We start from the raw sequence: 24,177 nt of genomic DNA, 5'->3' as shown, positions 1-24,177 counted from the left end.
AAATCCGTCCCGCACCCGCCCGCGGAGGCGCGCCGTCTGATGGAGTGGGGGGCGTCACCGACCGTCCGCGGCCCGCGGGCGCCGTACCGCTGGAAGGACCGACGAGAGATGCCGTTCACCACCCCGCAGCGCACCGGAGGCGTCCGATGACCGTCGCCGACGACTCCGTACTGCGCCGCACCGAGGGCCGCGCCGGATACCTCACCCTCAACCGGCCCCGGGCGCTCAACTCCCTCACCCACGGGATGGTGCGGCAGCTGTCGGCCGCGCTCGACGACTGGCGGGAGGACCCCGGCGTCGCCACCGTGGTGCTCTCCGGGGCGGGGGAGCGCGGGCTGTGCGCGGGCGGCGACATCCGCGCCGTCCACGACGACGCCCGCGACGGCGACGGCGCCGCCGCCCGCGCCTTCTGGCGCGACGAGTACCGCCTCAACGCACAGATCGCCCGCTACCCCAAGCCGTTCGTCGCGTTCATGGACGGCATCGTGATGGGCGGCGGCGTCGGCGTCTCCGCGCACGGCGCCGTCCGTATCGTCACCGAACGCTCCCGCGTCGCCATGCCGGAGACGGCCATCGGCTTCGTGCCCGACGTCGGCGGACTCCATCTGCTGGCCGCCGCCCCCGGCGAACTCGGCACCCATCTCGCCCTCACCGGCTCCTCGATGACCGCCGGTGACGCCCTGTTGTGCGGTCTCGCCGACCACTGTGTGCCCGCCGCCCGCCTCCCGGAGCTCGCCGCCGATCTCGCCACCGGCGACGTGGCGGAGACCGTGGCCCGGTACGCCGAGCCCGCGCCCGCCGCCGAACTCGCCGCCCACCGAGGCTGGATCGACGCCTGCTACGCCGCCGGCACCGTCGAGGAGATCGTCGACCGGCTGGAGCGCAGCGGGGAGCCGGAGGCGAAGAGCGCCGCGCAGTCCCTGCTGGAACTCTCGCCGACCTCCCTGAAGGTCACCCTCGCCGCACTGCGCAGGGTGCGCCGCCTCGGCTCGCTGGAACGCGTCCTCGACCAGGACTACCGCATCGCCTCCGCGGCACTCGCCTCGCCCGACCTGGTGGAGGGCATCCGTGCCCGCATCGTCGACAAGGACCGCGCGCCCCGCTGGTCACCGGCGCGCCTGAAGGACGTCACCGACGGCGAGGTCGCCCGGCACTTCCGCTCGCTGGGCCCCGACGAACTCGGCCTCGCGGACGGCTGACCCCCGCTCAGCCACCGGCGTCGGCCCCGTCACCGCACAGCGCGTACAGCAGCTCGTACGCCGCACCCGTCAGGCGGCAGGCGCGGCCGCGCCGGGTGGCGACGGCGGCCACGCCCGTGGCGGTGGCCGGATAAGTGGGCTTTGTGGGCGTGTCGGGTTCCCGGGGCGGGGGAGGGTGACGGCCCGTCAGGCCCTCTCGGTCCCTCGGCGGCCCGGACGCCGGTCGCAAAGAAGCAGACCACCACGGGTGGCGTGGTGGCCTGCTTCTCGGGAAGGGTGGCGGCCGTCGGTCCGGTGAAGCGATCGGGGCCAATCGGGTGAGTGCGTGTCAAAACCGTCTGTGACGGCTCCTCGACGCCCATCTGCCCTACCCCGCACTCCTGTTGGACGACCACGGGGACATCGTCGACGCCAATGCCGCCGTCGATCAGCTGCTGGCCGGTTGCGCGCCGGAGCTGCTGGAGCCGCCGGTCAATGTGGTCCGGGTCTGTCTCCATCCCGGCGGGCTGGCCCGCCGGATCGGCAATCTCGCGGAGTGGGGCGGCCATCTGCTGCATCAGGTGAGCCACCGCGCCGAGCGCACCCACGACCGGCGCCACCGCGAGCTGGCTGCGGAGATCGCCGGATACCTCGGCGGAACCGATACGGTCACCCCTCCTACGGGGCCGGTCATCGCCCTCGAAATCGGCGTCGACGGCAGCACACTCCGCTTCTTCAGCACCTCCGCCACCCTCAGTACCGCCACCGATGCCGCCCTGGAGGGGCTGCATCTGGAAACCTTCCTGCCCGCTGACGACGGGACGCGGCGCCGGTTCGATCGACGGTAGGCCGGGTGGAGAGTACGGCGGGCCCCGAACGGTCCCGGGCGGACGGCCCGGAGGCGCCCGCCCCGCGGGGCCTGGCGGAATCTCCGAGGCATCTCGCATCTGCCCTGGGCGTTCACCCGAAGGGATTGCAGATGCGGGAGAATCCCGCATATCTTTCCGCATATGCAGTCCTACACCATCGGCCGGGCCGCGCGGCTACTGGGCGTCAGCCCGGACACCGCGCGCCGCTGGGCCGACGCCGGGCGGATCGCCACTCATCGCGACGAGAGCGGCCGCCGAATGATCGACGGTGGGGACCTCGCCGCCTTCGCCGTCGAGAACGGCCGCGGCGACGCCGCCGAGGAGGGGTCCTACACCTCCGCGCGTAATGCCTTCCCCGGCATCGTCACCGCCGTCACCCTCGGCGATGTGGCGGCCCAGGTGGAGATCCAGGCCGGTCCGCACCGCCTGGTCTCCCTGCTCACCCGGGAAGCCGTCGAGGAACTCGGCCTGGAGGTCGGCACGGAGGCCACCGCCCGGGTCAAGGCCACCAGCGTCCACATCGACCGCGCCTGAGCCACGCCCGGCGGTGCCGCGCCGCGCCGCACAGCCCGTCCCCGTCCGCCCGGGGCGACCCGGAACCGCCCCGCTTCGAAGGAGCCCTTCATGCCGCCTGCCGTGACCCGGCGCCGCGCCGCCGCCGCGCTCGTGACCGCCGCCCTGCTCGTCCCGCTCGCCGCCTGCGGCAACGACAAGGAGAAGGACACCAAGGGCGGCGCCGCCGGGACCGATCTGACGGTGCTCGCCGCCGCCTCCCTCACCGATGTTTTCACGACGGCGGGCGCCGCGTACGAGCACGCCCACCCCGGCACCAAGGTGCACTTCTCCTTCGCCGGTTCGCAGGAACTGGCCGCCCAGGTCCGCCAGGGCGCTCCCGCCGACGCGCTGGTCACCGCCGACACCAAGACCATGGACGGGCTCCGCGCCGACACCGGCAAGCCGACCGTCATCGCCAGGAACCGCCTGGTCATCGCCGTCGGCAAGGGCAACCCGAAGAAGATCCACGACCTGAAGGACCTCACCGGCTCCGGCGTGAAGGTGGTGCTCGCCGCCGCCGAGGTGCCCGTGGGGCGGTACAGCGAGCAGGTGCTCGACAAGCAGCATCTGACGGTCAAGCCGGTCTCCCAGGAGCCCAACGTCCGCGCCGTGCTCAGCAAGGTCGAACTCGGCGAGGCGGACGCCGGGATCGTCTACCGGACGGATGCGGCCACCGCACCCGGCAAGGTCGACGCCATCACCCTCCCCGACGCGCAGAACGCCGTCGCCGACTACCCCGCCGCCACCCTCAAAGCCTCCCGGCACACCGTGGCCGCCGCCGCGTTCGTGACGTGGCTCGGCACCCCCGAGGCCCAGCAGATCCTCCGCAAGGCCGGGTTCCAGCAGCCCTGACCGACGCCGCGCGCCGGGGCCGCGGCAGTCCCGGCGCGGGGCGCGGCCGTTCGCGTGGCACGGTGGCGGACGAGGTCTGGCCCGTATGCCGTACGGCCGGGCCCGGTCCGCTTGCCGTACGGCCGGCGCCCCGGCCCGCGCGCCCGCATCCGTACGGCCGCGGCCCGGACCGCCCCAGGCCCCGAGAGCCCCGCCACCGTCCACCGACCCCCACGACCCGCCATGTCACAGGAGCCGCCATGACACCCCGCCGCCCTCCGCGGTCCCGGCGGCCCGGGGCCCGTACGCCCGTCGCCCTCGCGGTGCCCGCGCTGCTGGCCGTGGCGTTCCTGCTGATGCCGCTCGTGGGCATCCTCGCCCGTACCTCCTGGAGCGAGCTGGGCACCCACCTCACCAGCCCCGGCGTCACCGAGGCGCTGCGACTGTCGTTGCTGGTCTCCTTCTGGGCGCTGGGCCTGTCCCTGCTGCTCGGGGTGCCGCTCGCCTGGCTGCTGGCGCGCGTCGCGTTCCCCGGGAAGGCGCTGGTGCGTTCGCTGGTGCTGCTGCCGATGGTGCTGCCGCCGACCGTCGGCGGCGTCGCGCTGCTCCTCGGCTTCGGCCGCCGCGGTGTGCTCGGCCCGTGGCTGGAGGACACCTTCGGGCTCACCCTGCCGTTCCACACCTCCGGCGCCGTCGTCGCCGCCACCTTCGTCGCCATGCCGTTCCTGGTCATCAGCCTCGAAGGCGCCCTCGCCGGACTCCGCCCCGCCTATGAGGAGACCGCGGCCTCCCTCGGCGCCTCACCGGTACGGGTCTTCGTCACCGTCACCCTCCCGATGATCGCGCCGGGTCTCGCCGCGGGCGCCGCCCTGACGTGGGCCCGGGCCCTCGGGGAGTTCGGCGCCACCATCACTTTCGCCGGGAACCTGCCCGGTACCACCCAGACGCTGCCGCTCCAGGTGTATCTGCTGCTCCAGGACTCCCCGGAGGCCGCCACCTCGGTCTCCCTGCTGCTGCTCGCCCTCGCCATGGCCGTCCTGGTGGCCCTGCGCGGCCGCTGGGCCGGGACGCCCGCCCGCCGCGCACCCCGCCGCCCCGCCCCCGCCGACCGGCCGGGCGCCACCGCCACCCCCGACGGCCGTACGCACCCGAGCCACGGCACCGGCGACGGCACCGGCCACGACGCCCCCGGCCCGGTCCCGGAGGACCGGCACGCCCTCCACGCCGACGTCACCGGCTTCACCACCCTCACCCTCGACGCCGCACCCGGCACCACCCTCGCCGTCGTCGGCCCCAACGGCGCGGGCAAGACCACCCTGCTGCGGGCCCTGCTCGGCCTCACCCCGCGCGCCCGCGCCGGCCTGCGGCTCGGCGACCGCGACGTCACCGCGCTGCCCCCGCACCGCCGCGGCGTCGCCTGGGTCCCCCAGGACGGCGCGCTCTTCCCGCACCTGAGCGCCCTGAGCAACACCGCGTACGGGCTGCGCGCCCACGGCGTGCCGCGTGCCACGGCCCGCCGCGCGGCCCAGGAGTGGCTGGACCGGCTCGGCGTCGGCCCGCTGGCCCACCGCCGCCCCGGTCAGCTCTCCGGCGGCCAGGCCCAACGCGTCGCCCTGGCCCGGGCGCTGGCGGCCCGCCCCCGGCTGCTGCTCCTCGACGAACCGCTCGCCGCCCTCGACCAGACCACCCGCGCCCACGTCCGCCACACCCTCCGCCGCCACCTCGCGGGCTTCGGCGGCGTCTGTCTGATCGTCACCCACGACCCGGTCGAGGCGGTGTCGCTCGCCGACCGGGTGCTGGTCCTCGACGGCGGCCGGGCCCTCCAGGACGCGCCGCCCGCCGAGGTCACCCGCAGCCCGCGCTCCCCGTGGGTCGCCCGGATGCTGGGCCGCAACGCCTGGCCGGGCACCGCCACCGCCGACGGCCTCGCCCTCGACGGCGGCGGCCACGTCATCGCCGCCGACCCGCTCCCCGAAGGCACCGCGGCGCTCGCGATCCTGGCGCCGGAGGCGGTCTCCGTCCACCGCGAACGGCCCGGAGGCAGCCCCCGCAACGTCTGGCCCGGCACCGTACGCGAGATCACCGCCGCGGGCAGCAGACTGCGGATCCAGATCGCCTCGCCGGAGACGCCCGACCTCGTCGCGGAGGTCACCCCGGGCGCCGCCGCCGAACTGGGGCTGGCCGACGGCGTCGCCGTCTGGACGAGCGTCAAGGCGACGGAGGTCTCCCTCGTCGCCCTGTGACGCCGTCGGCCCGGCCGGTCAGTGCGGGCGCTCGGCCGGTTCCAGGACGAAGACCGGGATCGTCCGGTCGGTCTTCTTCTGGTAGTCGGCGTAGTCCGGGAACGCCGCCACGGCCCGCGCCCACCACTCGGCCTTCTCGGCGCCGTGCACCTCACGCGCCGTCATGTCCTGCCGCATCGGGCCGTCCTGCAGCTCCAGCCGGGGGTCGGCGGCCAGGTTGTGGTACCAGACCGGGTGCCGGGGCGCGCCGCCCAGCGACGCCACCGCCGCGTACCGGCCGTTGTGCTCCACCCGCATCAGCGGGGTCTTGCGCAGCTTCCCGCTCCTCGCGCCCCGGGTGGTCAGCAACACCACCGGCATCCCGCGCATGGTCGTGCCCTGCTGCCCGCCGGAGCTCTCGATCAGCTCGACCTGTTCGCGCACCCACGGCGTGGGGCTCGGCTCGTACTCGCCCTCAAGAGGCATCGATGGCTCCTCGTCCTCGTCGTTGCCGTCACAGCTCTGCCGCGCCGCCACGCCCTGGACTCCCGCCGCGCGACCGGCCCGTCCCACTCAACACCCGTGCCCCGCGGATGACTCCCCAACCGGGCGGTCGTGTCGCACCCCTGGCCCCACGGCCCGGCACCGCACCGCGACGTGACAGGGCCGGCGGGGTACGAGGGGTCTTCCCGAGGCGGCGAAGGGGGCGTTCGCCTCCGTCACCGCAGCGCCTCGCCGCGCCGGCCGGGCGCGAGCAGACCACGCGAGCGGAGCGCGAGGCACAGTGCGGTCAGGACGAGGCATCCGCTTGCCCACAGCGGTCCGAGCTCGCCGGCCGGGGAGCCGAGTGTGGTCGCGGCGACGAGTGGTCCGGCGGCGGCGCCGACGTTGAGTGCCGCGGTCGCGTAGGAACCGGCCATGGTGGGGGCTCCTGCCGCCTCGTACAGGACCCGCGTGATCAGGGTGCTGCCCAGCGCGAACGACAGTGCGCCCTGGACGAAGACGAGGACGAGCAGGGCGGCCGGCTCGCGGGCAAGTACGGCCGTGAGGGGCCAGCCGAGGAGCAGCGGCGGACCGCAGGCGGCGACGACCGGGCCCGGGCGCCGGTCGGACAGGCGCCCGGCGAGGGTGACACCGACGAAGGATCCGGCCCCGAACAACACCAGAACGACCGAGATCCACAGCTTGTCCAGCCCGGCGATGCCGGTCACGACGGGGGCGAGGAAGGTGAAGCTCGCGAAGGTCGCCGCATTCACCAGCGCACCGAGCAGCATCACCAGGAGCAACCGCGGACTCCTCAGCCGGGCGAGTTCCGAGCGCAGGGACGGCCCGTCAACGGCGTCTTCTCCCGCGGACCGCGCGGGAATTCCCAGGAGGATGCCGAGAGCCGCAGGCAGGCAGAGAACGGCGACGGCCCAGAACGTGGCCTGCCAGCCGAGCAGGGTGCCGAGCACCGAGCCTGCGGGGACCCCGGCGATCGTGGCCACGGCCGTACCCGACAGCAGCACGGCCAGCGCACGGCCCTTCTTGTCGGGCGGCACCAGGGCGGCGGCAGCCGTCAGAGCCACGGCGAGGAATCCCGCGTTCGCGAGCGCCGCGATCACCCGGGTGGCGAACAGGACCGGGAAGCTGGTGGTGAGGGCGCCCACGGCGTGCGCAGCCGAGAACACGAGGACGAACCCGGCAAGACTCGTCCGCCCCGTCCGGTTGCGGGCGAGCGCGGCCATGAGCGGGGCGCCGACGATCATGCCGACGGCGAAGGCCGAGGTGAGCGTGCCCGCGGTGCCGACGCTCACGTCGAGGTCGGAGGCGAGGTCCGGTACGAGGCCGGCGAGCATGAATTCGGAGGTGCCCATGGCGAAGACCGCCAGGGCAAGGAGGTACAGCGGAAGAGGCATCGAGGGGCTCCGGGATGAGGAGAAGCGCGACAGAAGGCGTCTCGTCACCGCGGTCAGCACCCATGGACACGCCTGCCCGGCCGCAGAACGCGGCGGGGCGGCAGGATTACGGCATCAGGGGTTCAGGGGGCTGACGGCGGGACCGAAAGCCCCCACCCTGTCCGACTCGGGGCTCGACACGGTCCGCACGTTACCCGACCGATGGGGGCCGCGGCACGCCGGTTTTCCCGGGCGTCCGCCGGTGACACCGACACCATGTCCCGCGACGGCGGTGGCCCGTGCGGTCCCGCCGTTCGCCCGGCACGCTGTCACCGCGCGTCCGTGCCGGGCGGTGCCCCCTCCGGCCGGTCGTATGTGGCCAGGGTGTGTTTGATGCCGCGTCGGACGAAGGCGCGCGCCCGCATCGCCCGGCGGACGCGGCGCACGCGGCGCACGCGGCCGAGCGGCGCGGGCGTCGCGTACCGGCGCTCGTGGATGTCACGGACCACGTCCGCGGGCGCGCCGAGCTGTGGCAGCACCGTCAGCGCCTCGCCCTTGACGATCAGTCGGCCGTCGCGCAGGGTGACGGTGGCGAGGGCCAGAACCAGCAGGCCCAGGTCCACCCAGGTGTCCTGGAGCCAGCGCAGGGGCCTGCCCGAGGCCGGAAGCCAGTACTCCCGGAGGTCGCGACGGATGTGGTCCTCCAACTGCCCCTGGGAGACCGGCGGGAGCAGTTCCGCCGGCGCCGGGCCGTGGAGGACGAGCCCGCCGTCGAGCAGTTCCCGGCGGCTGACCGGCATCACCGGGCGGGCCAGGAGTGTGCCGTGTGCCCAGGTGACATGGTCCGTCCGGGCCTCGGTGAGTGCCCCTCGGGGCATGTACGAGCAGTGCAGCGCGGCCGCGGCCGGTTCCTCGTCCGCCAGTCGTCGGTGGAGGCGCGCCGGCCGGTCCCGCTGCGCATCGTTCAGCGGGCCCTCGGTCACCGCGATGAGGTCAAGGTCGCTGCGTCCCGGCCGGAAGTCGCCCATGGCGAGGGAGCCGTGCGCCCAGACGGCGAGGGTCGGCACCGCCTGCCTGACCTCGGAGACGAACCGCCGGAGCGCGCGTCCTGTTCCCGTCGCCGTCATGACCGGGACGTCGCACACCGAGGCACGGGACACCACGGTTTCCGCGACATGGGACGGGACGGCCGGAGCTCCACATGCACCGGCCGTCCCTGGTCGGCGTCATCCCCGCGGTGCCGCCGCCTCCAACGCGTCGACACTCCCCGACATCAGCGTGCGGACGTGCGCGGTGAGGTGCTCGGCGGGCCAGTCCCACCAGGCGACGGCCAGCAGGCGGGCGATGTCCGCGTCGCTGTAGCGGGTGCGGAGGAGGCGGGCCGGGTTGCCGCCGACGATGCCGTAGTCGGGGACGTCGGAGGTGACGACCGAACCGGCGCCGATGATCGCGCCGTGGCCGATGCGGACGCCGGGCAGCACCGTCGCGCCGTGGCCGAACCAGACGTCGTGGCCGACGACGGTGTCGCCCCGGTCGGGCAGGCCGGTGAGCAGGTCGAAGTGGTCGGCCCAGGCGCCGCCCATGGTGGGGAACGGGAACGTCGAGGGGCCGTCCATCCGGTGGTTGGCGCCGTTCATCAGGAACCGCACGCCGGTGCCCAGCGCGCAGAACTTGCCGATGACCAGCTTCTCCGGCCCGTAGTGGTACAGCACATTGCGCGTCTCGAACGCGGTCGCGTCCTCCGGATCGTCGTAGTACGTGAACTCCCCGACCTCGATCAGCGGGGACGTCACCAGCGGCTTGAGCAGCACCACGCGCGGCTGCCCGGGCATCGGGTGGAGGGTCGTCGGGTCGGGCGGTACCGGCATGGTGGGCGGCTCCTCGGCGGCGGACGGCGATGGTCGGCTCATGATCACCCATCCGCGCTGTCCGGCACACCCGATTTCCCGCGGACGCACGGCCGTTGGCGCCGGCGTACCTGATGCAGCGCCTTCGCCGCCCCTCGCCTTCCACCACGGACACGGGGCGAAAACACCGGTGCCCCGGACCCTCCGTGAGGACGGCCCGGGGCACCGGCGGCTACCGTGCCGTCACGACGCCAGGACCTGCTCCGAGCGGGTCCGGCGGCGCTGCTCCGACCAGCTGTGCAGCGCGGTGGCGCAGGCGTGGTCGAGATGGCGTAGCGCGCTCAGGTCCAGCTCGACCTCGCGGCCTTGGGGCAGCTCCGCGAGCTGGTCCAGCAGCTTCGGCAGCCGCAGGAACGTCGCATTGCCCACGGCCCGCACCCGGATCGGCGCGTCCCCGTCCGGCACCTTGATCTCCAGGTGGACCTGCGAGGTGTCCCACGCGGTCTTGGCGACGGCCAGCAGCAGACCGATCAGCACGCCCTCGAACATGTTGACCGTGACGATCGCCCCCGCCGTCACCAGCAGCACCAGCGCCTCACCGCGGTGCTCGCGCCACAGCGGCCGCAGCTCACGCAGCGGGATCAGCTTCCACCCGGCGTGCACCAGCACCCCGGCCAGCGCCGCGACCGGCACGACGCCCAGCGCCGCCGGGAACGCCGCCGCGAACAGCAGGATCCACACCCCGTGCAGCACCCGCGACGCCTTGGTCCGCGCGCCCGCCTGCACATTGGCCGCGCTCCGCACGATCACCGCAGTCATCGGCAGCGCGCCGAGCACCCCGCACACCGCGTTGCCCGCGCCCTGCGCCATCAGCTCCTTGTCGTAGTCGGTCTTCGGCCCGTCGTGCAGCCGGTCCACCGCCGCCGCGCTGAACAGCGACTCCGCCGACGCGATCAGGGCGAACGACACGACCGTGCCCAGCACCAGCGGTTCGGTCAGCCGCCCGATGTCGGCGAGACCGGGCGGCTGCACGGCCTCCAGCAGTCCGCTGACCTCGACCCGCGCCACCGGCAGATCCAGCATGAACACCGCGGCGGTGGCGAGCAGCACCGCGGCCAGCGGCGCCGGGAGCACCCGCGCCGCCCGCTTCCAGCGCGGCCACAGCACCAGTACGGCGATGGTGCCCGCACCGACCGCGAAGGCGGTGGCGCCGCCGCCGTCCCGGGCCTTCTCCCAGGCCAGCCGCGGCAACCCCGCGAGGTTGGCGAGCCCGTCACCGGGCGCCTTGGCGTCGGTGAGGGTGTAGAGCTGCCCGGCTACCAGCACCAGCCCGATACCGGCCAGCATGCCCTGGACGACGGCGACCGAGATGGCCCGGAACCACCGCCCCCACCGCAACGCGCCCATGAGCAGTTGCAGCGCACCGGCGGCCAGCACGAGGGCACCCAGCGCCCCCAGGCCGTACGCCTGCACCGCCTCGTACACGAGGACGGTCAGCCCGGCCGCCGGGCCGCTGACCTGGAGGCTGCTGCCGGGCAGCAGGCCCGTCAGCAGACCGCCGACGATGCCGGTGACCAGGCCCAGTTCGGCGGGGACACCGGAGGCCACCGCGACGCCCACACAGAGCGGCACGGCGACGAGGAAGACGACGAGGGACGCGGTGAAATCCGCCCGGAGGAACGGGAGTCGGTTCACGATCAGTCGATTCATGGTGGGGCCCGCCGTCACAGAGGGAGGAACGAGTCGGACGCCGGGTCGTGCACGGTGACCCGGCCGGTGTGCACCTCGTAGAACCAGCCGTGCAGCCCGACGGAGCCGGTCGCCAGCCGTTCGCGCACGCTCGGGTACGCGCGGAGCCGGTCGACCTGTTCGCAGACATGGCGGCGGACGGCGTTGGCCGCGGCCGGCTCCGCGTCGTGGGGCAGCGAGTCGGACAGTTCCTGGCTGAGCCAGTCGCGGACGTCCGGCGCCGCGGTCAGGTCCTCCCCGCGGCATTTCGCGCCGACCGCGCCGCAGTGCGAGTGGCCGCAGACGACGATGTCGGCGACCTCCAGGACCCGCATGGCGTACTCGATCGTGGCGGCCTCGGAACTGGCCGCCCGGCCGGGGGTGTAGAGGGGCACCGCGTTGCCGGCCGTGCGCAGTTCGAAGAGTTCCCCGGGGCGCGCGCCGGTGATCAGCGACGGGATGACCCGGGAGTCGGAGCAGGTGATGAAGAGGGCGAGCGGCGACTGACCGGCGGCGAGCCGGCCGTACGTCTCCCGCTCCTCCTGGCGGTCGGCGATACGGGCACTGTGGTCCCGGGCGTGCTGGATGAAGGTGTCCATGAGGACGGGGTCTCCTGCTGATGAGGGGGGCCGTGGAATGCCGCCCGAGGACGGCGGGAACGCGTGGTGCGGTCGGTCCGTGGCGTGCTCAGCAGCGGAAGACGCAGTGCAGGACGGAGAGCGCGGACGGCCGCTGTCTGCCGTCGCCGGTCCGCGGCGGCGCGCCGGGCCCGCCGGTCGAGGGTGCCCGGACGGCCGAGGCGCGGTCCCGGGCCGCCGGAGCGTCCGGGGGCGGCAGCGGGGCGGCGTGGCGGGGGCCGCGCCGCACCCCGTGGCCGCGTTCCGTCTCGCGTTCGGCGAGTTCACCGTTGGTGTAGCTCGGCGAGGTGAGGGCGGGCGGTGCCGCCGCGGTGGTCGTTGCGGTCGCCGGTGCCGCGACCGCGGCGGTCGGCGCCGCGGCGCCCAGCAGGAAGAGGAGGAGCACGGCGAGCGTGGTCATCGGTCGTACGGCCGGGCGGCGTCGGCCCGGCGTGTTCTTGTCCTGGCGCATCATCGCCTCTCGGTTTCGGCCGGCCTGCGGGGGCCGGTCGTGGTCGGGTGTACAGGTCAACGGATGGACGGGCGGAAGGGTGCGCGGCCCGGCGCGCGGCCGGGCTGCCCGTGCCCCGGCCGGTCAGGCGGCCGCCGCCTCCAGGGCGGAGATCTCCGCCGGCGACATCTCCAGCCGCCGGTGCAGAAAGCGCACGATCGTCCAGTGCGGCAACGCGCCCTCGTCGAACGCGCCGAACGCCGCGCAGTACAGCGGAATCCAGCGCAGCGCCTCCTCCAGCACCTGCTCGCGACAGGGCTCCTGCTGGTAGTCCTCGTACGCGAGCGAGCGGTGCTCGCTGAAGAACCGGCCGGGCAGCCGCTCCTCGCACAGCGCGCGGTACTCGCGGGTCTGGAGGATCAGGTGGTGCCAGATCTCGTCGATCTCCGGCTCCACGGGGGAGGAAGAGACCGCCGAGCCGGTCGTGGTGGCGGGAGACGAGAACTTGCCGATCTTCAGCAGCAGATGCGCCAGGTGGTGGCCGGAGCAGTCGAGGTGGTACCGGCCGCGCGGATGAGCCTGCCGGGCCGCGTCGATCTCGCCGAGCATCCGGACGACCTCGTCGCGCTCCCAGAGCGCCGGGTCGAGCCGGAGATTGACGTACGAGGTACGGGAGTCGAGCCGCCGGTCGTCGGGGCCGGGGGAGGGGTCCGGTGCGGTGCCGCGCTTGGCGGCGTTGATGCGCGCGACGTGCTCGGTGGCCAGGACGGTGGTCAGCGACACCCGGCGGCAGCCCTCCTGCCAGGTGTGCGCGATGTCGGGGTGCTCGCTCCACAGCTGGTAGGAGGAGCGCAGCAGGAAGTAGGGCGGCCGGATGATCTGCATCCGGGCGTGGTGGGTGCCGGTGGACAGGACGAACTCGGCGTCGCCGTTCTCCAGGGCGGTGGCCAGCGCGGGCGTCATCCGGTTGTCGGGGAAGCCGCGGGCGATCTCCGGCTTGTCGAGCAGCGGGAAGTGCCCCCGCTCCAGTGCGTCGCGGTAGATCGGGATGTCCTTGATCTGCGCGAGGACCTCGGCCGTCGGCTGGCCGTCCCACTCCATTGCCTACCTTCACAAGTGCTCGGAAACGGGCGCCCGGCGGGAGGCGACGGGCGCGGGGCCGTCGCCTTTCGGGGCGGTGGCGCGGCGGCGGTCAGGAGATACAGCCGGCCTTGATGAGCTGCTCCATGTCGGCCTCCATGGCGTTCGTGGGCGGGAGGGGGCATACGGCGCCGGACGCCACCGCACGCCCTGAAGGTAAAAGAACCACCAAGCGAGTGTCAATGAAAGGTAATTCGGCGATCGGGTGAAAGCTGCCCCGTGCGCCATATTTGGCGCAATTCCGCTGCTCGTTGCGGTGCGGGAGGGGGTGAGGGGGTCGCCTCATCGGCGGATCGGCCGCGCACCGGTCAACGGGGCGGCGGTCGCAGGGTGTTGGGGGCCCTGGCCTGCGCCCTCCCTCGTGGCCCCCCGAGGAGTGCCGGTGGGCGCGGCGCGAGGGCGGCGGCCTGGTCTGATACATCATCAGATATGAAGATGATGAAAAGAAGTGCATATGCCAAACGGTTGACGAGCTTCGTCATTGAATGACGAAGAAGGGTGGTCCGATGGTTCGAAGGGTGACGGGATAACCCCTCGAATGGGTGGGGCAAAAGGTACGGAAGTCGATATTCCCGGCGACTATTTTCGCTCTCACTTGGAGGTGAGTAGGGTGTGCCCCGCCACCGCCGGATCGGGGGAAACGATCCGGCTTAATTCGGCGCGTAAGGAATGTGAGCGGGGGACGATGACGCCTTCAGGACCAGGAGGGGCTCATGGCGGCTGGCTCATTCGAAGGGCAGTACGTGTGGAGTCCGGCGGCAAATGACCGGCAGTTGGCGCAGGCGTGTATGGATGTCAGGGCCGGCCGGTACTTCAGCGCACATGAGGTACTCAAAGAGGCTCGGGGGGATTTCGAGGTCCGGGCACACCGGTCGCTGGTGCTGGCATCGGAAGCCGCCGACTCGGACCTGTCGGAACGCTGGATAGCGGAAGAACCCGGACCGGAAGCCGCACTCATGTGGGCGCGGGTCGCGATGATCCGGGCATTGCGTATGGCGGATACGGACGATCGACGGCACGAAGCTCTGGTACGCATCGCGCGGACAGCGGCGGAGCGCGCCACCCAGCTGCTGCCCGACGACCCCACACCCTGGGTCTGTCAGCTGGCGCTGTCGCGTTTTCAGCGCCCCCGTGATCCGGCGCCGCAGGGCCTCCTCACCGCGCCCACCGGGCCGTGGTACCTCTTCGCCCACATCCTCCGCATCGACCCCTGGCACCGCGAGGCCCACCACCGCTTCCTCGCCTTCTTCTTCAGCCGCAACGGCGGCTCGGCGAGCGCCAGCTGGGACGTCGCCGCCTTCCTGGGGCAGCGGGCCGCGGCCTCCTCGCCGCTGCGGCTGCTGCCGCTGGTCGCGCTGGTCGACGAGTACAACCCGACCGCGCTCCTGGCCGACCGCACCTGGGAGCAGCCGCAGTGGACCAGCACCGCGCTGAGCATCCACCGCCACTGGTTCCCCCATGTGGCCGACTACCGCTTCGTGCCGGTGGTCGACCTCTCCCATCTCGCGCACGCGCTGTTCATGGCGAAGCGTGAATTCGAGGCGCGCGAGGTCTTCACGGCGATGGGGCCCTATGCGGCCCGTATGCCGTGGAGTGCTTTCGGGCCGCCCGAAGAGCACTTGACGAAGGCCAGGCGTTCGTGCGGTCTGCCGGCCCCCGGAGCCGCCTGAGCGCCTTTCACCTTCCTCTGCGGACACCTGCGTGAGATCCGACGTGTACCGATAGCGCCGAAAGTGCGACTGTTCGCCCCCACCGAAGTCCCCCTATCAGCTCTGTCAGAAAGGATACGGTTGTGTCCGAGCGCATTGCGCCGCCCCACGCGGAAACACCCCGCCCGGTGGATACCGGGACGCTCGATGACGATGCCACGCTGCATGCGATGGGATATCCGCGGAAACTCACCAGAAGATTCCGCGCCTTCGACAATTTCGCGATCTCTTTCACCATCATCAACATTATCTCCGGGATCTTCTCCTCCTTCGGATTCGGAATGAACGCGGGCGGTCCGCGGATTCTGGTGTTCGGCTGGATCGGCGTCTCGGTCATGGTGCTGTTCGTCGGCGCCGCGATGGGTGAAATCGCGTCCGCCTACCCCACCAGTGGCGCTCTCTATTTCTCCGCCGGAAAGCTCGCCAAGCGCCACCGTGGCGCCTGGTCCTGGTACACCGGCTGGCTCAACTTCGTCGGCCAGGTCGGCGGCACCGCGGCCACCAACTTCGCCGCCGCCACCTTCATCCAGGCGTTCCTCACCATGCAGTGGCCGTCCTACGTCGCCACCCCGCAGCAGACCGTCGGCATCACCGCCGTCATCCTGCTGCTCCAGGGGCTGGCCAACACCTACACCGTGCGGCTGGTTGCCGTGTTCAACCGTATTTCCGTGTGGTGGCTGCTCATCGGCATGGTGGTGATCGTCGCCGCGCTGATGATCATCCCCGGCAGTCACCAGCCGGCGTCGTTCGTCACCCATTTCGCCAACAACACCGGTTTCACCCACGCCATTTACGGCGGAATGCTCGGACTGCTGGTCACCAGCTGGACGTTCACCGGCTTCGACGGCAGCTTTCACATGTCGGAAGAGACCGTGAAGGCCACCGTCAACGCCCCGCGCGGGATCATGCGCGCCATCAGCTGCTCCGCGCTCACCGGCCTCATCCTCATGCTCGCACTGGTGTACGCGATCAAGGATTACGGCCATGCGGCGAGCGCCGGCGCGCCGCCCGTGCAGATTCTCATCGACGCGCTCGGACCGGGCACCGCCAAGCTGCTCCTGCTGATCGTCATCGGCGCGATGCTCTTCTGCGGGCTCGCCAACATGACGAGCAATACCCGGCAGATCTTCGCCTTCTCCCGCGACGGCGCGATGCCCGGTTCCCGCTGGTGGCATTCGGTCTCCGCGCGCACCCGCACGCCCGTCAAGGCGGTATGGCTCGCTGCCGCCTGCCCGCTCGTGCTGGTGCTGCCGGGATGGTGGTCACACACCGCGTTCACCGCTGTCGTCAGCGTGAATGTCGTGGGCCTCTTCCTCGCGTACGGTGTGCCGATATTCCTCCGGCTGCGTCTCGACGACTTCCAGCCCGGCCCGTGGAACCTCGGGCGATTCGGCAAGCCCGTCGCCTTCATCGCGGTGACCTGGATCGTGATCAGCAATGTGCTGTTCATGCTGCCGCAGGCGTCACCGATCACCGCGGAATCGTTCAACTACGCGCCGATCGCCCTCGCGGTGGTCCTCGTCATCGCCACCGTCTGGTGGTTCGCCACCGCCCGCCGCCGCTTCCAGGGGCCGGTCAGCTACGGTCGCCCCGACGAGGTCGCCGCCATGGACCTCATCTGACACCCCGTCCGACCGCGGGCCCCCGGGGGTACGCGATGCGCCGTACGGCCGCCGCGTACCCCCGCCGCACACCGGCCCCGACCGAAGGGACGCCACCGATGTCCTCCACCGGCACCTCCGCCCCCGCCCACGAACTCGCCGTCTCCGCCGCCTCATCGGACGACTGGCGGCTCGTCGAGCAGTGGGCGGCCGACGAGGAGTGGAACCCCGGGCTCGCCGACACCGGGTGCTTCCACCCCACCGACCCGGCCGGATTCTTCACCGGCCGCCTCGGCGACCGCACCGTCTCCGCCGTCTCCGTCGTCACCTACTCCGACACCTACGCCTTCCTCGGCTACTACCTCGTCGACCCCGAACACCGGGGGCAGGGACTGGGCCTGGCCACCTGGCGCGCCGCCGTACCGCACGCCGGGACCCGCACCATCGGCCTCGACGCCGTCCCCGCCCAGAAGGCCACCTACGAGCGCGCCGGGTTCACCGCCGCCTACGAATCCGTCCGCTACGCCGGGCGCCCCGCCCCGGCCGACGGGGCCCCGGCCGCCGAGCCGTTCACCGCAGACCATCGGGACGCGGTCCTCGCCTACGACCGGACGTGCTTCCCCGCCGACCGGCACGGCTTCCTCGCCCGTTGGTTGACCGCGCCCGGCCACACCGTCCGCGTCGTGCTCCGCGAGGGGGCCCTCACCGGCTACGGAGTGATCCGTCCGGCCCGCAGCGGGCACCGCATCGGCCCGCTCTTCGCCGACACCCCCGAGGACGCCGCCGCGCTCTTCGACGCGCTCGCCGCGGCCGCAGGCCCGGGCGCCGAGGTCGTCATCGATGTGCCCGAAACCGCCGCCGCCACCCAGGAGTTGGCGCTCGGCCGGGGGCTGGTGCCCGTCTCCCGGTCCACCCGGATGTACACCGGCGCCGTCCCGCCCGTCCGGCAGGAGCGGATCCACGGGACCACCAGCCTGGAACTGGGCTAGACATCTCCTGACGTCCCGCGCCGCCTGCCGGGTGGCGCGGGACGTCAGGAGACGTCGCGGAGGTAGCGCCCCTCGGCGGTGAGGCGTGCGACATACGCGGCCGCGCCGTCCTCGTCGAGACCGCCGTGGGCCATGGCGATGTCCCGCAGCGCGCGGTCGATGTCCCCGGCCATCCGGGACGCGTCCCCGCAGACGCAGAAGTGCGCGCCGTCGCACAGCCAGGACCAGAGCAGCGCGCCGTGTTCGCGCATCCGGTCCTGGACGTAGATCTTCTCCGGCTGGTCGCGGGAGAACGCGGTGTCCAGCCGGGTGAGCACCCCCGTGTCGCGGAGGGATTCCAGTTCGGCGCGGTGGTGGAAGCCGCTCGCGCGGTGCCGTTCGCCGAAGAAAAGCCAGTTGGGGGCGGTGTGCCCGCGGGCCCGCCGCTCCTGGAGGAAGCCGAGGAACGGGGCGACGCCGGTGCCCGGCCCCACCATCACCATCGGCGTCGCCGGGCCGGCCGGGGGCCGGAAGTGCGCGGAGCGCTGGACGAACACCCGCACCGGGGCGCCGGCTTCGGCGTCGGCGAGGTGCGCCGAGGCGACGCCGTGGCGTGGTCGGCCGCGACGGCTGTCGAAGCGGACGACGGAGACCGTCAGCCGGATGCGGCACGGGTCCTGGAGCGGGCTGGACGCGATGGAGTACAGCCGTGGCCGCAGCCGGGGCAGGACGGCGGCCCACTCGGCGGCGGACGCCCGCACCGGGTACGCGGCGAGTACGTCGAGGGCCTGCCGCCCCCATGCCCACCGGGTGCGTTCCCCCTTGGCCTCGGGGCTCAGCAGGCGTGTGACGAGGCGGTCCCCGGTGCGGTCGGCGATCAGCCGGAGCAGGCCAGTGGTGATCCGGGTGGGGTCGAGGTGGCGTTCGAGCGCCGTGGCGAGGGGGACGGTGCCGACGCCGGTGACCTCGACGGCGGCCGCGGGGTCGGCTCCGGTCACCGCCAGCCATTCCGCCACCACCTCGGGCCGGTGGAGCGGCAGCACGCCCAGGGCGTCCCCCGCCTCGTAGGTCAGCGGCGTACCGGCCTCGCGGGTGTCGAGGGTGAAGGTGCGGACCTCCTTGCCGGAGTCCGGCCCGCTCAGCAGCCGGTTGTCGGTGAGGCGGGCGGTGGCGGGGGCGTTCCGGGAAGGCGGCGGGGCGGTTGCCGGGGCCGGTGGTGTGGCTGCGGGCCCGGACTTGGGCGCGGGCGCGGGTGCGGCGAGGCCCGGCCCGGGGGCGGTCGGTGCGGAGTCGGCGTCGGCGGGTGCGGAGCCGCTGCCGCCGGGTACGGCCGCGGTGGGCCCGGTACCGGCGGATGCCGCCCCGCTCGCCCCGTCCCCGCCGTCCCGTTCCTGCTCCGCATCCCACGCATCGAGCACCGCGTCCAGCCACCGCCCTGCGGGCTCCCTGTCGTCCGGTTCGCACTCCGCGCGAGGTGCCAGGCGGTGTGCGCCAAGGGCGGTCAGGCGGTCGTCGAGGCGGCGGCCGTGGCCGCAGAAGTCGGCGTAGGACGAGTCGCCGAGGGCGAGCACGGAGTAGGGCGTGCCGTCGAGGCGGGGCGCGTCGGGGGCGTTGAGCGCCGCCCAGAAACGGGCGCCGTTGTCGGGGGCGTCACCGTCACCGAAGGTGCTGGTGACCAGGAGCAGCACGGAGCCGGACGGCAGGGCCGCGGGCGTCCCGTCGTCCATCCGCAGCAGCCGCGCCGACCATCCACGTGCGGTCAGTCCGCGGGCCGCGACGGCCGCCGCCTCCTCGGCGTTCCCGGTCTGCGAGGCCCACAGCACCAGCGCCTCCCGGGCGGCCCCGGCGGCGGGAGCGGGCTCCGCCTCCGGCAGCGGCGTACGGGAGAACGCCCCGGCCAGCCAGCCGTTGACCCACAGGGCGTGGTCCGGGGTGAGCGGTGTGCGGTCCGGCAGCACCGGGGCGCCCGGCGGGCCCGCCCCCACCCCGGCGAGGAACCCGGCGAGATACCGCCGCTCCGGTTCGGCCAGCGTGGGCGGGGCGATGCCGCCGGTGTGGAACACCTCGGCCGCCGTCTCGGCGACCGCCGTGGCGACCGGGGACGGGCCCGCCGCCACGGCGTCCGCCGGTCCGGGCGCCCCGTCCGCCGCGACCGCCGTCCGCCCGGTGCGGGGCGCGGCCCCGGTCCCCGCCCCGGCCGCCGGTTCGGGTGCCCCGGCCGTGCCGGCGCTCCCGCCGCCTCGCGCCCTGTCCCCGTTGCCGGCCGTCGCGCCCGCCCCGACCTTGGTGAGCGCCACCGCACACGCCTTCGTCCCCGGCTGGAAGGACACCGGATCCACCGCGTCATGCGTGACCGCGTTGACGCTCAGATACTCACCGAACAGGTCGTTCCAGTGGAACGGTGCGAAGCAGTCGCCGGGCCGGACCCGGTCGTCGACCTTCGCGGGCAGGACCGCGCGCCCGCGCCGCGAGGCGACCTCCACCGCGTCACCGTCCACGATGCCCAGGGACGCCGCGTCCTGTGGGTGGATCTCCACGAACGGCCCCGGGTTCAGCGCGTCGAGGCGGGCGATCTTCGCGGTCTTGGTCAGCGTGTGCCACTGGTGCGGCAACCGGCCGGTGTTGAGAAGGAACGGATAGTCGTCGTCGGGGAGTTCGGCGGCCGGGAGGGACGGCCGGGCGTGGAAGACGGCCCGCCCGGTGGGCGTCGGGAACCACAGCCGGGGGCGGCTGCCGTCCGCCCGCTCCCGGGGCGGGTGCGCCGCGCCGTCGTTGAGGTAGCGCACCGGATTGCGGTCCGGGCCGTCCGGGGCGGCGCTGGGCCACTGCACCGGCCCCCGGCGCAGCCGCCGGTGGCTGACGCCGCGCAGGTCGTAGCCGGTGCGCGGGTTGTACGCGCGGGACAGTTCGGCGAAGACCTCCTCGGCGCTGTCGTACGCGAACGCCTCCCCGTACCCCATCCCGCGGGCGACGGCGGCGATGATCCGCCAGTCCGGCCAGACGTCGCCGGGCGGTTCGACGGCCTGCCGCATCAGGGTGAGGTTCCGCTCGGAGTTGACCAGCACCCCCTCGGTCTCCGCCCACATCGCGGCGGGCAGCTGCACATCCGCGTACGCCTGCGTCTCGGTTGTCGCGAACACGTCCTGGGTGACGACGAACTCCGCGGCTTCCAGACCCTCGATGACGGTGCGGCGGTGGGCGACCGACGCGACCGGGTTGGTGCACAGGATCCACGCCGCCTTGATCTCGCCGCGCGCCATCCGCCGGAACATCTCGACGGTCCCCGGGCCGCCGCTGCCGGGGCGGATCGTCCCGGGCGGCAGCCCCCACAACTCCTCGGTGAACGCCCGGTCCGCCGCCACCTCCGCCGACCGCTGTCCCGGCAGCCCGGGGCCCATGTAGCCCATCTCCCGGCCGCCCATGGCGTTGGCCTGCCCGGTCAGCGAGAACGGGCCGCAGCCGGGGCGGCAGATCGCGCCCGTTGTTAGATGCAGGTTGATCAGCGCGTTGGTGTTCCAGGTGCCGTGCGTGGACTGGTTGAGCCCCATCGTCCAGCAGCTCAGCCACGCCCCGGCGGTGCCGATCCACTCCGCCGCCCGCCGCAGATCCACCTCCGCCAGACCGGTCAGCGCGGCGACGGTCTCCGGCGGATGGTCCGCAAGGACGCCGTCCATCGCCGCCCAGCCCTCGGTGTGCGCGGCGATGAATTCGGGATCCGTGTGCCCGCCCGCCGCCAGCAGGTGCAGCAGCCCGTTGAGCAGCGCCAGGTCGGTGCCGGGCCGGATCTGGAGGAAGAGGTCGGCCTTGGCGGCGGTGGCGGTGCGCCGCGGATCGACGACGATCAGCTTCGCCCCGGCCCGCACCCGCTCCATCATCCGCAGGAAGAGCACCGGATGGCAGTCGGCCATATTGGATCCGATGACCAGGAACACGTCCGCGTGCGCGAAGTCGTCGTACGAACCGGGCGGCCCGTCGGCGCCCAGCGACAGCTTGTAGCCGCTGCCCGCACTCGCCATGCACAGCCGCGAGTTGGACTCGATCCAGCCGGTGCGCAGATAGCCCTTGGCCAGCTTGTTCGCCAGGTATTGCGCCTCCAGCGTCAACTGCCCGGAGACGTACAGCGCCACCGCGTCCGGTCCGTGCGTATCGGCGACCGTGCGCAGCCGCCGGGCCGTCTCGGCCAGCGCCGCCTCCATGGCGACCGGTTCGGGCGCCTCGCCACGGCGTGGGCGGCGCAGCGCCCCGGTGAGCCGTCCCGGCGCGGCCATCAGCTCCGCGCCGGTGGCACCTTTGGCGCACAGCCGCCCGGAGTTGGCCGGATGTGCCTTGTCGCCCGAGGCCCGGTGGACCGTCCGCCGCCCGTCCGGACCGGCCGTCACATCGAGGACGACGCCGCACCCCACCCCGCAGTACGAGCAGACGGTCCGCACCGGCGGGAGGGGGCGCGGCCCCGGTTCGGGTGCGGTCATGTGCGGCTCCTCCCGTGCTCCGACGCGGTACGCCGACGACGGTAGGGAGTGCAGGTTTCCCGGGTGTCACACCGGTTGATCTTGCGGGGTTACACCTCGTACACAGCGGCCCGGCGCCGTCCGTGAGGGACGACGCCGGGCCGGGGCACCGCAGCGGGTGCCGGGATCGGGGACGGGGCTCAGCCGAGGGCGGAGCGCTGCTGCCACTGCGGCCAGCTCTCCTGCCAGACCTCCAGGCCGTTGCCGACGTCCGTGCGCTCGGTGTTGCTGGTGCCCCGCACCTCGACGGTGGAGCCGACCGGCAGGAAGTCGTAGACCCGCTTGGCGTCCGAGGTGGTCATGCCGAAGCAGCCGTGGGAGTTGTTGACCGCGCCGATGGAGTTGTTCCACGGCGCGGAGTGCAGGAACGTGCCGGAGGCGGTGAGGTGGGTGACCCACTTCGCGTCCAGCATCCACTGGTCGCCGTAGCCGATGGTGGAGGAGTCCATGGTCTCGTCGGCGTTCTTGCTGCGGACGGTGTGCACACCGCCGCGGGTCGGCGCCTGCGGCGAGCCCGCCGAGCCCTTGACGGTGCCGACGGCGGAGCCGTTCTCGTACATGGTCAGGGTGTGCGACGGGACGTCGATGACGGCCTTGTGGTCGGCGCCGATGGTGAAGCCGAAGTCGTAGTCCCGGACGAACCAGCCGCCGGCACCGGACGGGACGCCGGTCAGCGCGCCCTTGACGGTGACCTTGGTCCCCGCGGGCCAGTACGTCTTGGGCCGCCAGTCGATGCGGTCCTTGCCGGAGTAGTCGGTGACCCAGCCCCAGGCGCCCTCGACCTTCGGGCTGGTGGTGACCTTGAGGGCCTTCTCGATCCCGGCGCGGCGGCCCTTGTCGATCGGGTTGTCGAAGAGGACCGAGACCGGCATACCGGTGCCCACGGTCTGGCCGTTGCCGGGGGAGTTGGTGAGCTTGTTGACGCGGTCGGCCTCGGCGGTGGTGAGGACGGTCTTCTTGGTGGCCTTCCGCCCGCCGTCGGAGGTGGTGCGGGTGGTGAGGGTGTACGTGGTGCCGGGCCGGACCTTGCCGTCGGAGGTCCAGGACGTGCCGCCGGAGGCCAACTTCCCCGGCACCGCGGCGCCCTTGTCGTCCTGCGCCTCGACCGAGGTGATCTTTCCGCCCTCGGTGCGTATCGCTATGGGGTCGCCGAGCGGCGCGGACTTGGCACCGGCGGCCGGGGTGACGGTGACCTCGGCCGCGGGCTGCTCCTGGGCCTGGGAGGCGGTGGCGCCTGTACCGCACGAGGTCACCAGGGCCGCCGCGAACAGGGCGGGTATCCAGCGGACGGCATGACGGCGTGGTGCGGCGAGCACGGGTTCCTCCAAGAGCACAGAGCGCAAGCAGACAGGTGCGGAACGTGGGCGCGGCGCACCGCGCGGACGTTCCGCCATAACAGAAGACGGTTTGTCAGCTTCCGTGGTTGTCCGCCGGATCGCACCTCAATGACACAATTAGGTCTCGGCGGGGGAGGGGCCCGTGTCCGGGCGGGCCGTCTACGGGGCGGGGTCCTCGCTCAGGCCCTCCCAGTGGTCGGCCAGAGATGTCAGCAGACGTATCAGCTCCCCGCGCCGCTCGGCGCCGTACGGGGCGAGCAGCCGCTCGTCGAGCAGGTCGAGGCGGTAGCGGGCCGCGCGCAGTGCCCGTTCGCCCGCCTCGGTGAGGTAGAGCAGCTTGCGGCGGCCGTCGGCCGCGGCGGTGTGGCGGACGAGCAGGCCACGGGTCTCCAGGCGGCGGGCCACGTCCGCCATGGTCGAGGTGTCCAGGGCCACCGCCGTCGCCATCGACCGCTGGTCCCGGCCGGGCGCCGCCCGCACCGCCGTCAGCACCGCGAACTGCGGCCCGGTGAGCGTCGGATCGACCGCGCGCGCCCACAGCGCGAGGTACGCCTGGTGGAGCCGGCGCACCTGATAGCCGGGGGCGTCGGTGAGCGCCGCAGGGATCGCGGGCCCGGGCGCGGGTGTGGTGCCCGCAGGGGTCTCGTCTGACATGGGGTCACTCAATCACGGTGATCGCGGGCGGCGCGGGGCCGTGACCCACCCCGGGGGTGAGCTCTCCGGGACGGTTCGCTCCCGC

17 protein-coding genes and 3 pseudogenes are annotated in these 24,177 nt (G+C 73.2%); 8 read left to right on the top strand and 12 right to left on the bottom strand.

The window, feature by feature from the left end; all coding sequences use genetic code 11:
- Positions 1-146 precede the first annotated feature (146 nt).
- The 5 genes and pseudogenes from OG422_RS01500 to OG422_RS01480 all read left to right on the top strand — a co-directional run bounded on the left by OG422_RS01500 (position 147) and on the right by OG422_RS01480 (position 5,676).
- Positions 147-1,199, top strand: a complete 1,053-nt coding sequence (locus OG422_RS01500) for an enoyl-CoA hydratase/isomerase family protein (protein ID WP_405738744.1) — start codon at positions 147-149, stop codon at positions 1,197-1,199.
- Between the two features lie 356 nt (positions 1,200-1,555).
- Positions 1,556-2,026: pseudogene (locus OG422_RS01495) on the top strand (XRE family transcriptional regulator); the annotation flags it as partial.
- A 162-nt stretch (positions 2,027-2,188) separates the two neighbouring features.
- Complete coding sequence (locus OG422_RS01490; protein ID WP_143942185.1) at positions 2,189-2,581, top strand: molybdopterin-binding protein; 393 nt, start codon at positions 2,189-2,191, stop codon at positions 2,579-2,581.
- Between the two features lie 90 nt (positions 2,582-2,671).
- Positions 2,672-3,454, top strand: coding sequence for a molybdate ABC transporter substrate-binding protein (modA, locus tag OG422_RS01485; protein ID WP_405738741.1), 783 nt, complete (start codon positions 2,672-2,674; stop codon positions 3,452-3,454).
- A gap of 239 nt (positions 3,455-3,693) precedes the next feature.
- Complete coding sequence (locus OG422_RS01480; protein WP_405738738.1) at positions 3,694-5,676, top strand: ABC transporter permease; 1,983 nt, start codon at positions 3,694-3,696, stop codon at positions 5,674-5,676.
- A gap of 18 nt (positions 5,677-5,694) precedes the next feature.
- Here the strand turns inward: OG422_RS01480 and OG422_RS01475 are convergent, their stop codons facing one another.
- From OG422_RS01475 to OG422_RS01435, 9 genes and pseudogenes are all read right to left on the bottom strand, one after another.
- Positions 5,695-6,141 (bottom strand): nitroreductase family deazaflavin-dependent oxidoreductase, encoded by a 447-nt coding sequence (locus OG422_RS01475; protein WP_143942667.1) that lies wholly within the window; start codon positions 6,139-6,141, stop codon positions 5,695-5,697.
- Positions 6,142-6,374: 233 nt separating this feature from the next.
- A complete protein-coding gene (locus tag OG422_RS01470) occupies positions 6,375-7,553 on the bottom strand; it encodes a Cmx/CmrA family chloramphenicol efflux MFS transporter (protein ID WP_405738735.1) in 1,179 nt (392 codons plus the stop codon).
- Between the two features lie 308 nt (positions 7,554-7,861).
- Entirely contained in the window at positions 7,862-8,692 is an 831-nt protein-coding gene (locus tag OG422_RS01465) for a nucleotidyltransferase domain-containing protein (RefSeq protein WP_405738732.1), read from the bottom strand.
- 66 nt (positions 8,693-8,758) lie between these two features.
- Positions 8,759-9,400, bottom strand: a complete 642-nt coding sequence (locus tag OG422_RS01460; protein WP_405747592.1) for a CatB-related O-acetyltransferase — start codon at positions 9,398-9,400, stop codon at positions 8,759-8,761.
- Between the two features lie 222 nt (positions 9,401-9,622).
- Positions 9,623-11,089: a SulP family inorganic anion transporter gene (locus tag OG422_RS01455; RefSeq protein WP_405738729.1), complete on the bottom strand. Its 1,467-nt coding sequence runs from the start codon at positions 11,087-11,089 to the stop codon at positions 9,623-9,625.
- Positions 11,090-11,103: 14 nt separating this feature from the next.
- Positions 11,104-11,706, bottom strand: a complete 603-nt coding sequence (locus tag OG422_RS01450; RefSeq protein WP_405738726.1) for a carbonic anhydrase — start codon at positions 11,704-11,706, stop codon at positions 11,104-11,106.
- An 88-nt stretch (positions 11,707-11,794) separates the two neighbouring features.
- On the bottom strand, positions 11,795-12,145 hold the full coding sequence (locus OG422_RS01445) for a hypothetical protein (RefSeq protein WP_185993951.1): 351 nt from the start codon (positions 12,143-12,145) through the stop codon (positions 11,795-11,797).
- A gap of 174 nt (positions 12,146-12,319) precedes the next feature.
- Positions 12,320-12,677, bottom strand: a pseudogene (locus OG422_RS01440) (hypothetical protein); the annotation flags it as partial.
- A pseudogene (locus tag OG422_RS01435) lies at positions 12,677-13,276 on the bottom strand (hypothetical protein); the annotation flags it as partial. The pseudogenes OG422_RS01440 and OG422_RS01435, both read right to left, overlap by 1 nt.
- Positions 13,277-14,028: 752 nt before the next feature.
- On the opposite strand from OG422_RS01435, the gene OG422_RS01430 reads away from it, so the two are divergent.
- The 3 genes from OG422_RS01430 (at position 14,029) to OG422_RS01420 (ending at position 17,614) form a co-directional block, all read left to right on the top strand.
- A complete protein-coding gene (locus OG422_RS01430) occupies positions 14,029-14,985 on the top strand; it encodes a hypothetical protein (protein WP_405738723.1) in 957 nt (318 codons plus the stop codon).
- 209 nt (positions 14,986-15,194) lie between these two features.
- A complete protein-coding gene (locus OG422_RS01425) occupies positions 15,195-16,646 on the top strand; it encodes an amino acid permease (protein WP_405747590.1) in 1,452 nt (483 codons plus the stop codon).
- A gap of 98 nt (positions 16,647-16,744) precedes the next feature.
- A complete protein-coding gene (locus OG422_RS01420) occupies positions 16,745-17,614 on the top strand; it encodes a GNAT family N-acetyltransferase (RefSeq protein ID WP_143942666.1) in 870 nt (289 codons plus the stop codon).
- Between the two features lie 44 nt (positions 17,615-17,658).
- Here the strand turns inward: OG422_RS01420 and OG422_RS01415 are convergent, their stop codons facing one another.
- The 3 genes from OG422_RS01415 to OG422_RS01405 all read right to left on the bottom strand — a co-directional run bounded on the left by OG422_RS01415 (position 17,659) and on the right by OG422_RS01405 (position 24,092).
- Positions 17,659-22,062, bottom strand: a complete 4,404-nt coding sequence (locus OG422_RS01415; RefSeq protein ID WP_405738721.1) for a molybdopterin-dependent oxidoreductase — start codon at positions 22,060-22,062, stop codon at positions 17,659-17,661.
- 179 nt (positions 22,063-22,241) lie between these two features.
- Positions 22,242-23,417 carry an Ig-like domain-containing protein gene (locus OG422_RS01410; RefSeq protein ID WP_405738718.1) on the bottom strand — a complete coding sequence of 392 codons (1,176 nt, stop codon included), beginning with the start codon at positions 23,415-23,417 and terminating at the stop codon, positions 22,242-22,244.
- A gap of 180 nt (positions 23,418-23,597) precedes the next feature.
- Positions 23,598-24,092, bottom strand: a complete 495-nt coding sequence (locus OG422_RS01405; protein ID WP_405738715.1) for a MarR family winged helix-turn-helix transcriptional regulator — start codon at positions 24,090-24,092, stop codon at positions 23,598-23,600.
- Between the last annotated feature and the right edge of the window lie 85 nt (positions 24,093-24,177).

Source organism: Streptomyces sp. NBC_01525 (assembly GCF_045040405.1).
GTDB classification, from domain to species: Bacteria; Actinomycetota; Actinomycetes; order Streptomycetales; family Streptomycetaceae; genus Streptomyces; species Streptomyces benahoarensis.
Note: the sequence above shows the minus strand (reverse complement) of the source record. Positions and strands in the feature narration are given on the sequence as shown.

Excerpts from the sequence above, each read along its gene's own strand:
- OG422_RS01500 (WP_405738744.1), top strand. The coding sequence starts at position 147 with ATGACCGTCGCCGACGACTCCGTACTGCGCCGCACCGAGGGCCGCGCC.
- OG422_RS01490 (WP_143942185.1), top strand. The coding sequence starts at position 2,189 with ATGCAGTCCTACACCATCGGCCGGGCCGCGCGGCTACTGGGCGTCAGC.
- modA (WP_405738741.1), top strand. The coding sequence starts at position 2,672 with ATGCCGCCTGCCGTGACCCGGCGCCGCGCCGCCGCCGCGCTCGTGACC.
- OG422_RS01480 (WP_405738738.1), top strand. The coding sequence starts at position 3,694 with ATGACACCCCGCCGCCCTCCGCGGTCCCGGCGGCCCGGGGCCCGTACG.
- OG422_RS01475 (WP_143942667.1), bottom strand. The coding sequence starts at position 6,141 with ATGCCTCTTGAGGGCGAGTACGAGCCGAGCCCCACGCCGTGGGTGCGC.
- OG422_RS01470 (WP_405738735.1), bottom strand. The coding sequence starts at position 7,553 with ATGCCTCTTCCGCTGTACCTCCTTGCCCTGGCGGTCTTCGCCATGGGC.
- OG422_RS01460 (WP_405747592.1), bottom strand. The coding sequence starts at position 9,400 with ATGCCGGTACCGCCCGACCCGACGACCCTCCACCCGATGCCCGGGCAG.
- OG422_RS01455 (WP_405738729.1), bottom strand. The coding sequence starts at position 11,089 with ATGAATCGACTGATCGTGAACCGACTCCCGTTCCTCCGGGCGGATTTC.
- OG422_RS01450 (WP_405738726.1), bottom strand. The coding sequence starts at position 11,706 with ATGGACACCTTCATCCAGCACGCCCGGGACCACAGTGCCCGTATCGCC.
- OG422_RS01445 (WP_185993951.1), bottom strand. The coding sequence starts at position 12,145 with ATGACCACGCTCGCCGTGCTCCTCCTCTTCCTGCTGGGCGCCGCGGCG.
- OG422_RS01430 (WP_405738723.1), top strand. The coding sequence starts at position 14,029 with ATGGCGGCTGGCTCATTCGAAGGGCAGTACGTGTGGAGTCCGGCGGCA.
- OG422_RS01425 (WP_405747590.1), top strand. The coding sequence starts at position 15,195 with ATGGGATATCCGCGGAAACTCACCAGAAGATTCCGCGCCTTCGACAAT.
- OG422_RS01420 (WP_143942666.1), top strand. The coding sequence starts at position 16,745 with ATGTCCTCCACCGGCACCTCCGCCCCCGCCCACGAACTCGCCGTCTCC.
- OG422_RS01415 (WP_405738721.1), bottom strand. The coding sequence starts at position 22,062 with ATGACCGCACCCGAACCGGGGCCGCGCCCCCTCCCGCCGGTGCGGACC.
- OG422_RS01405 (WP_405738715.1), bottom strand. The coding sequence starts at position 24,092 with ATGTCAGACGAGACCCCTGCGGGCACCACACCCGCGCCCGGGCCCGCG.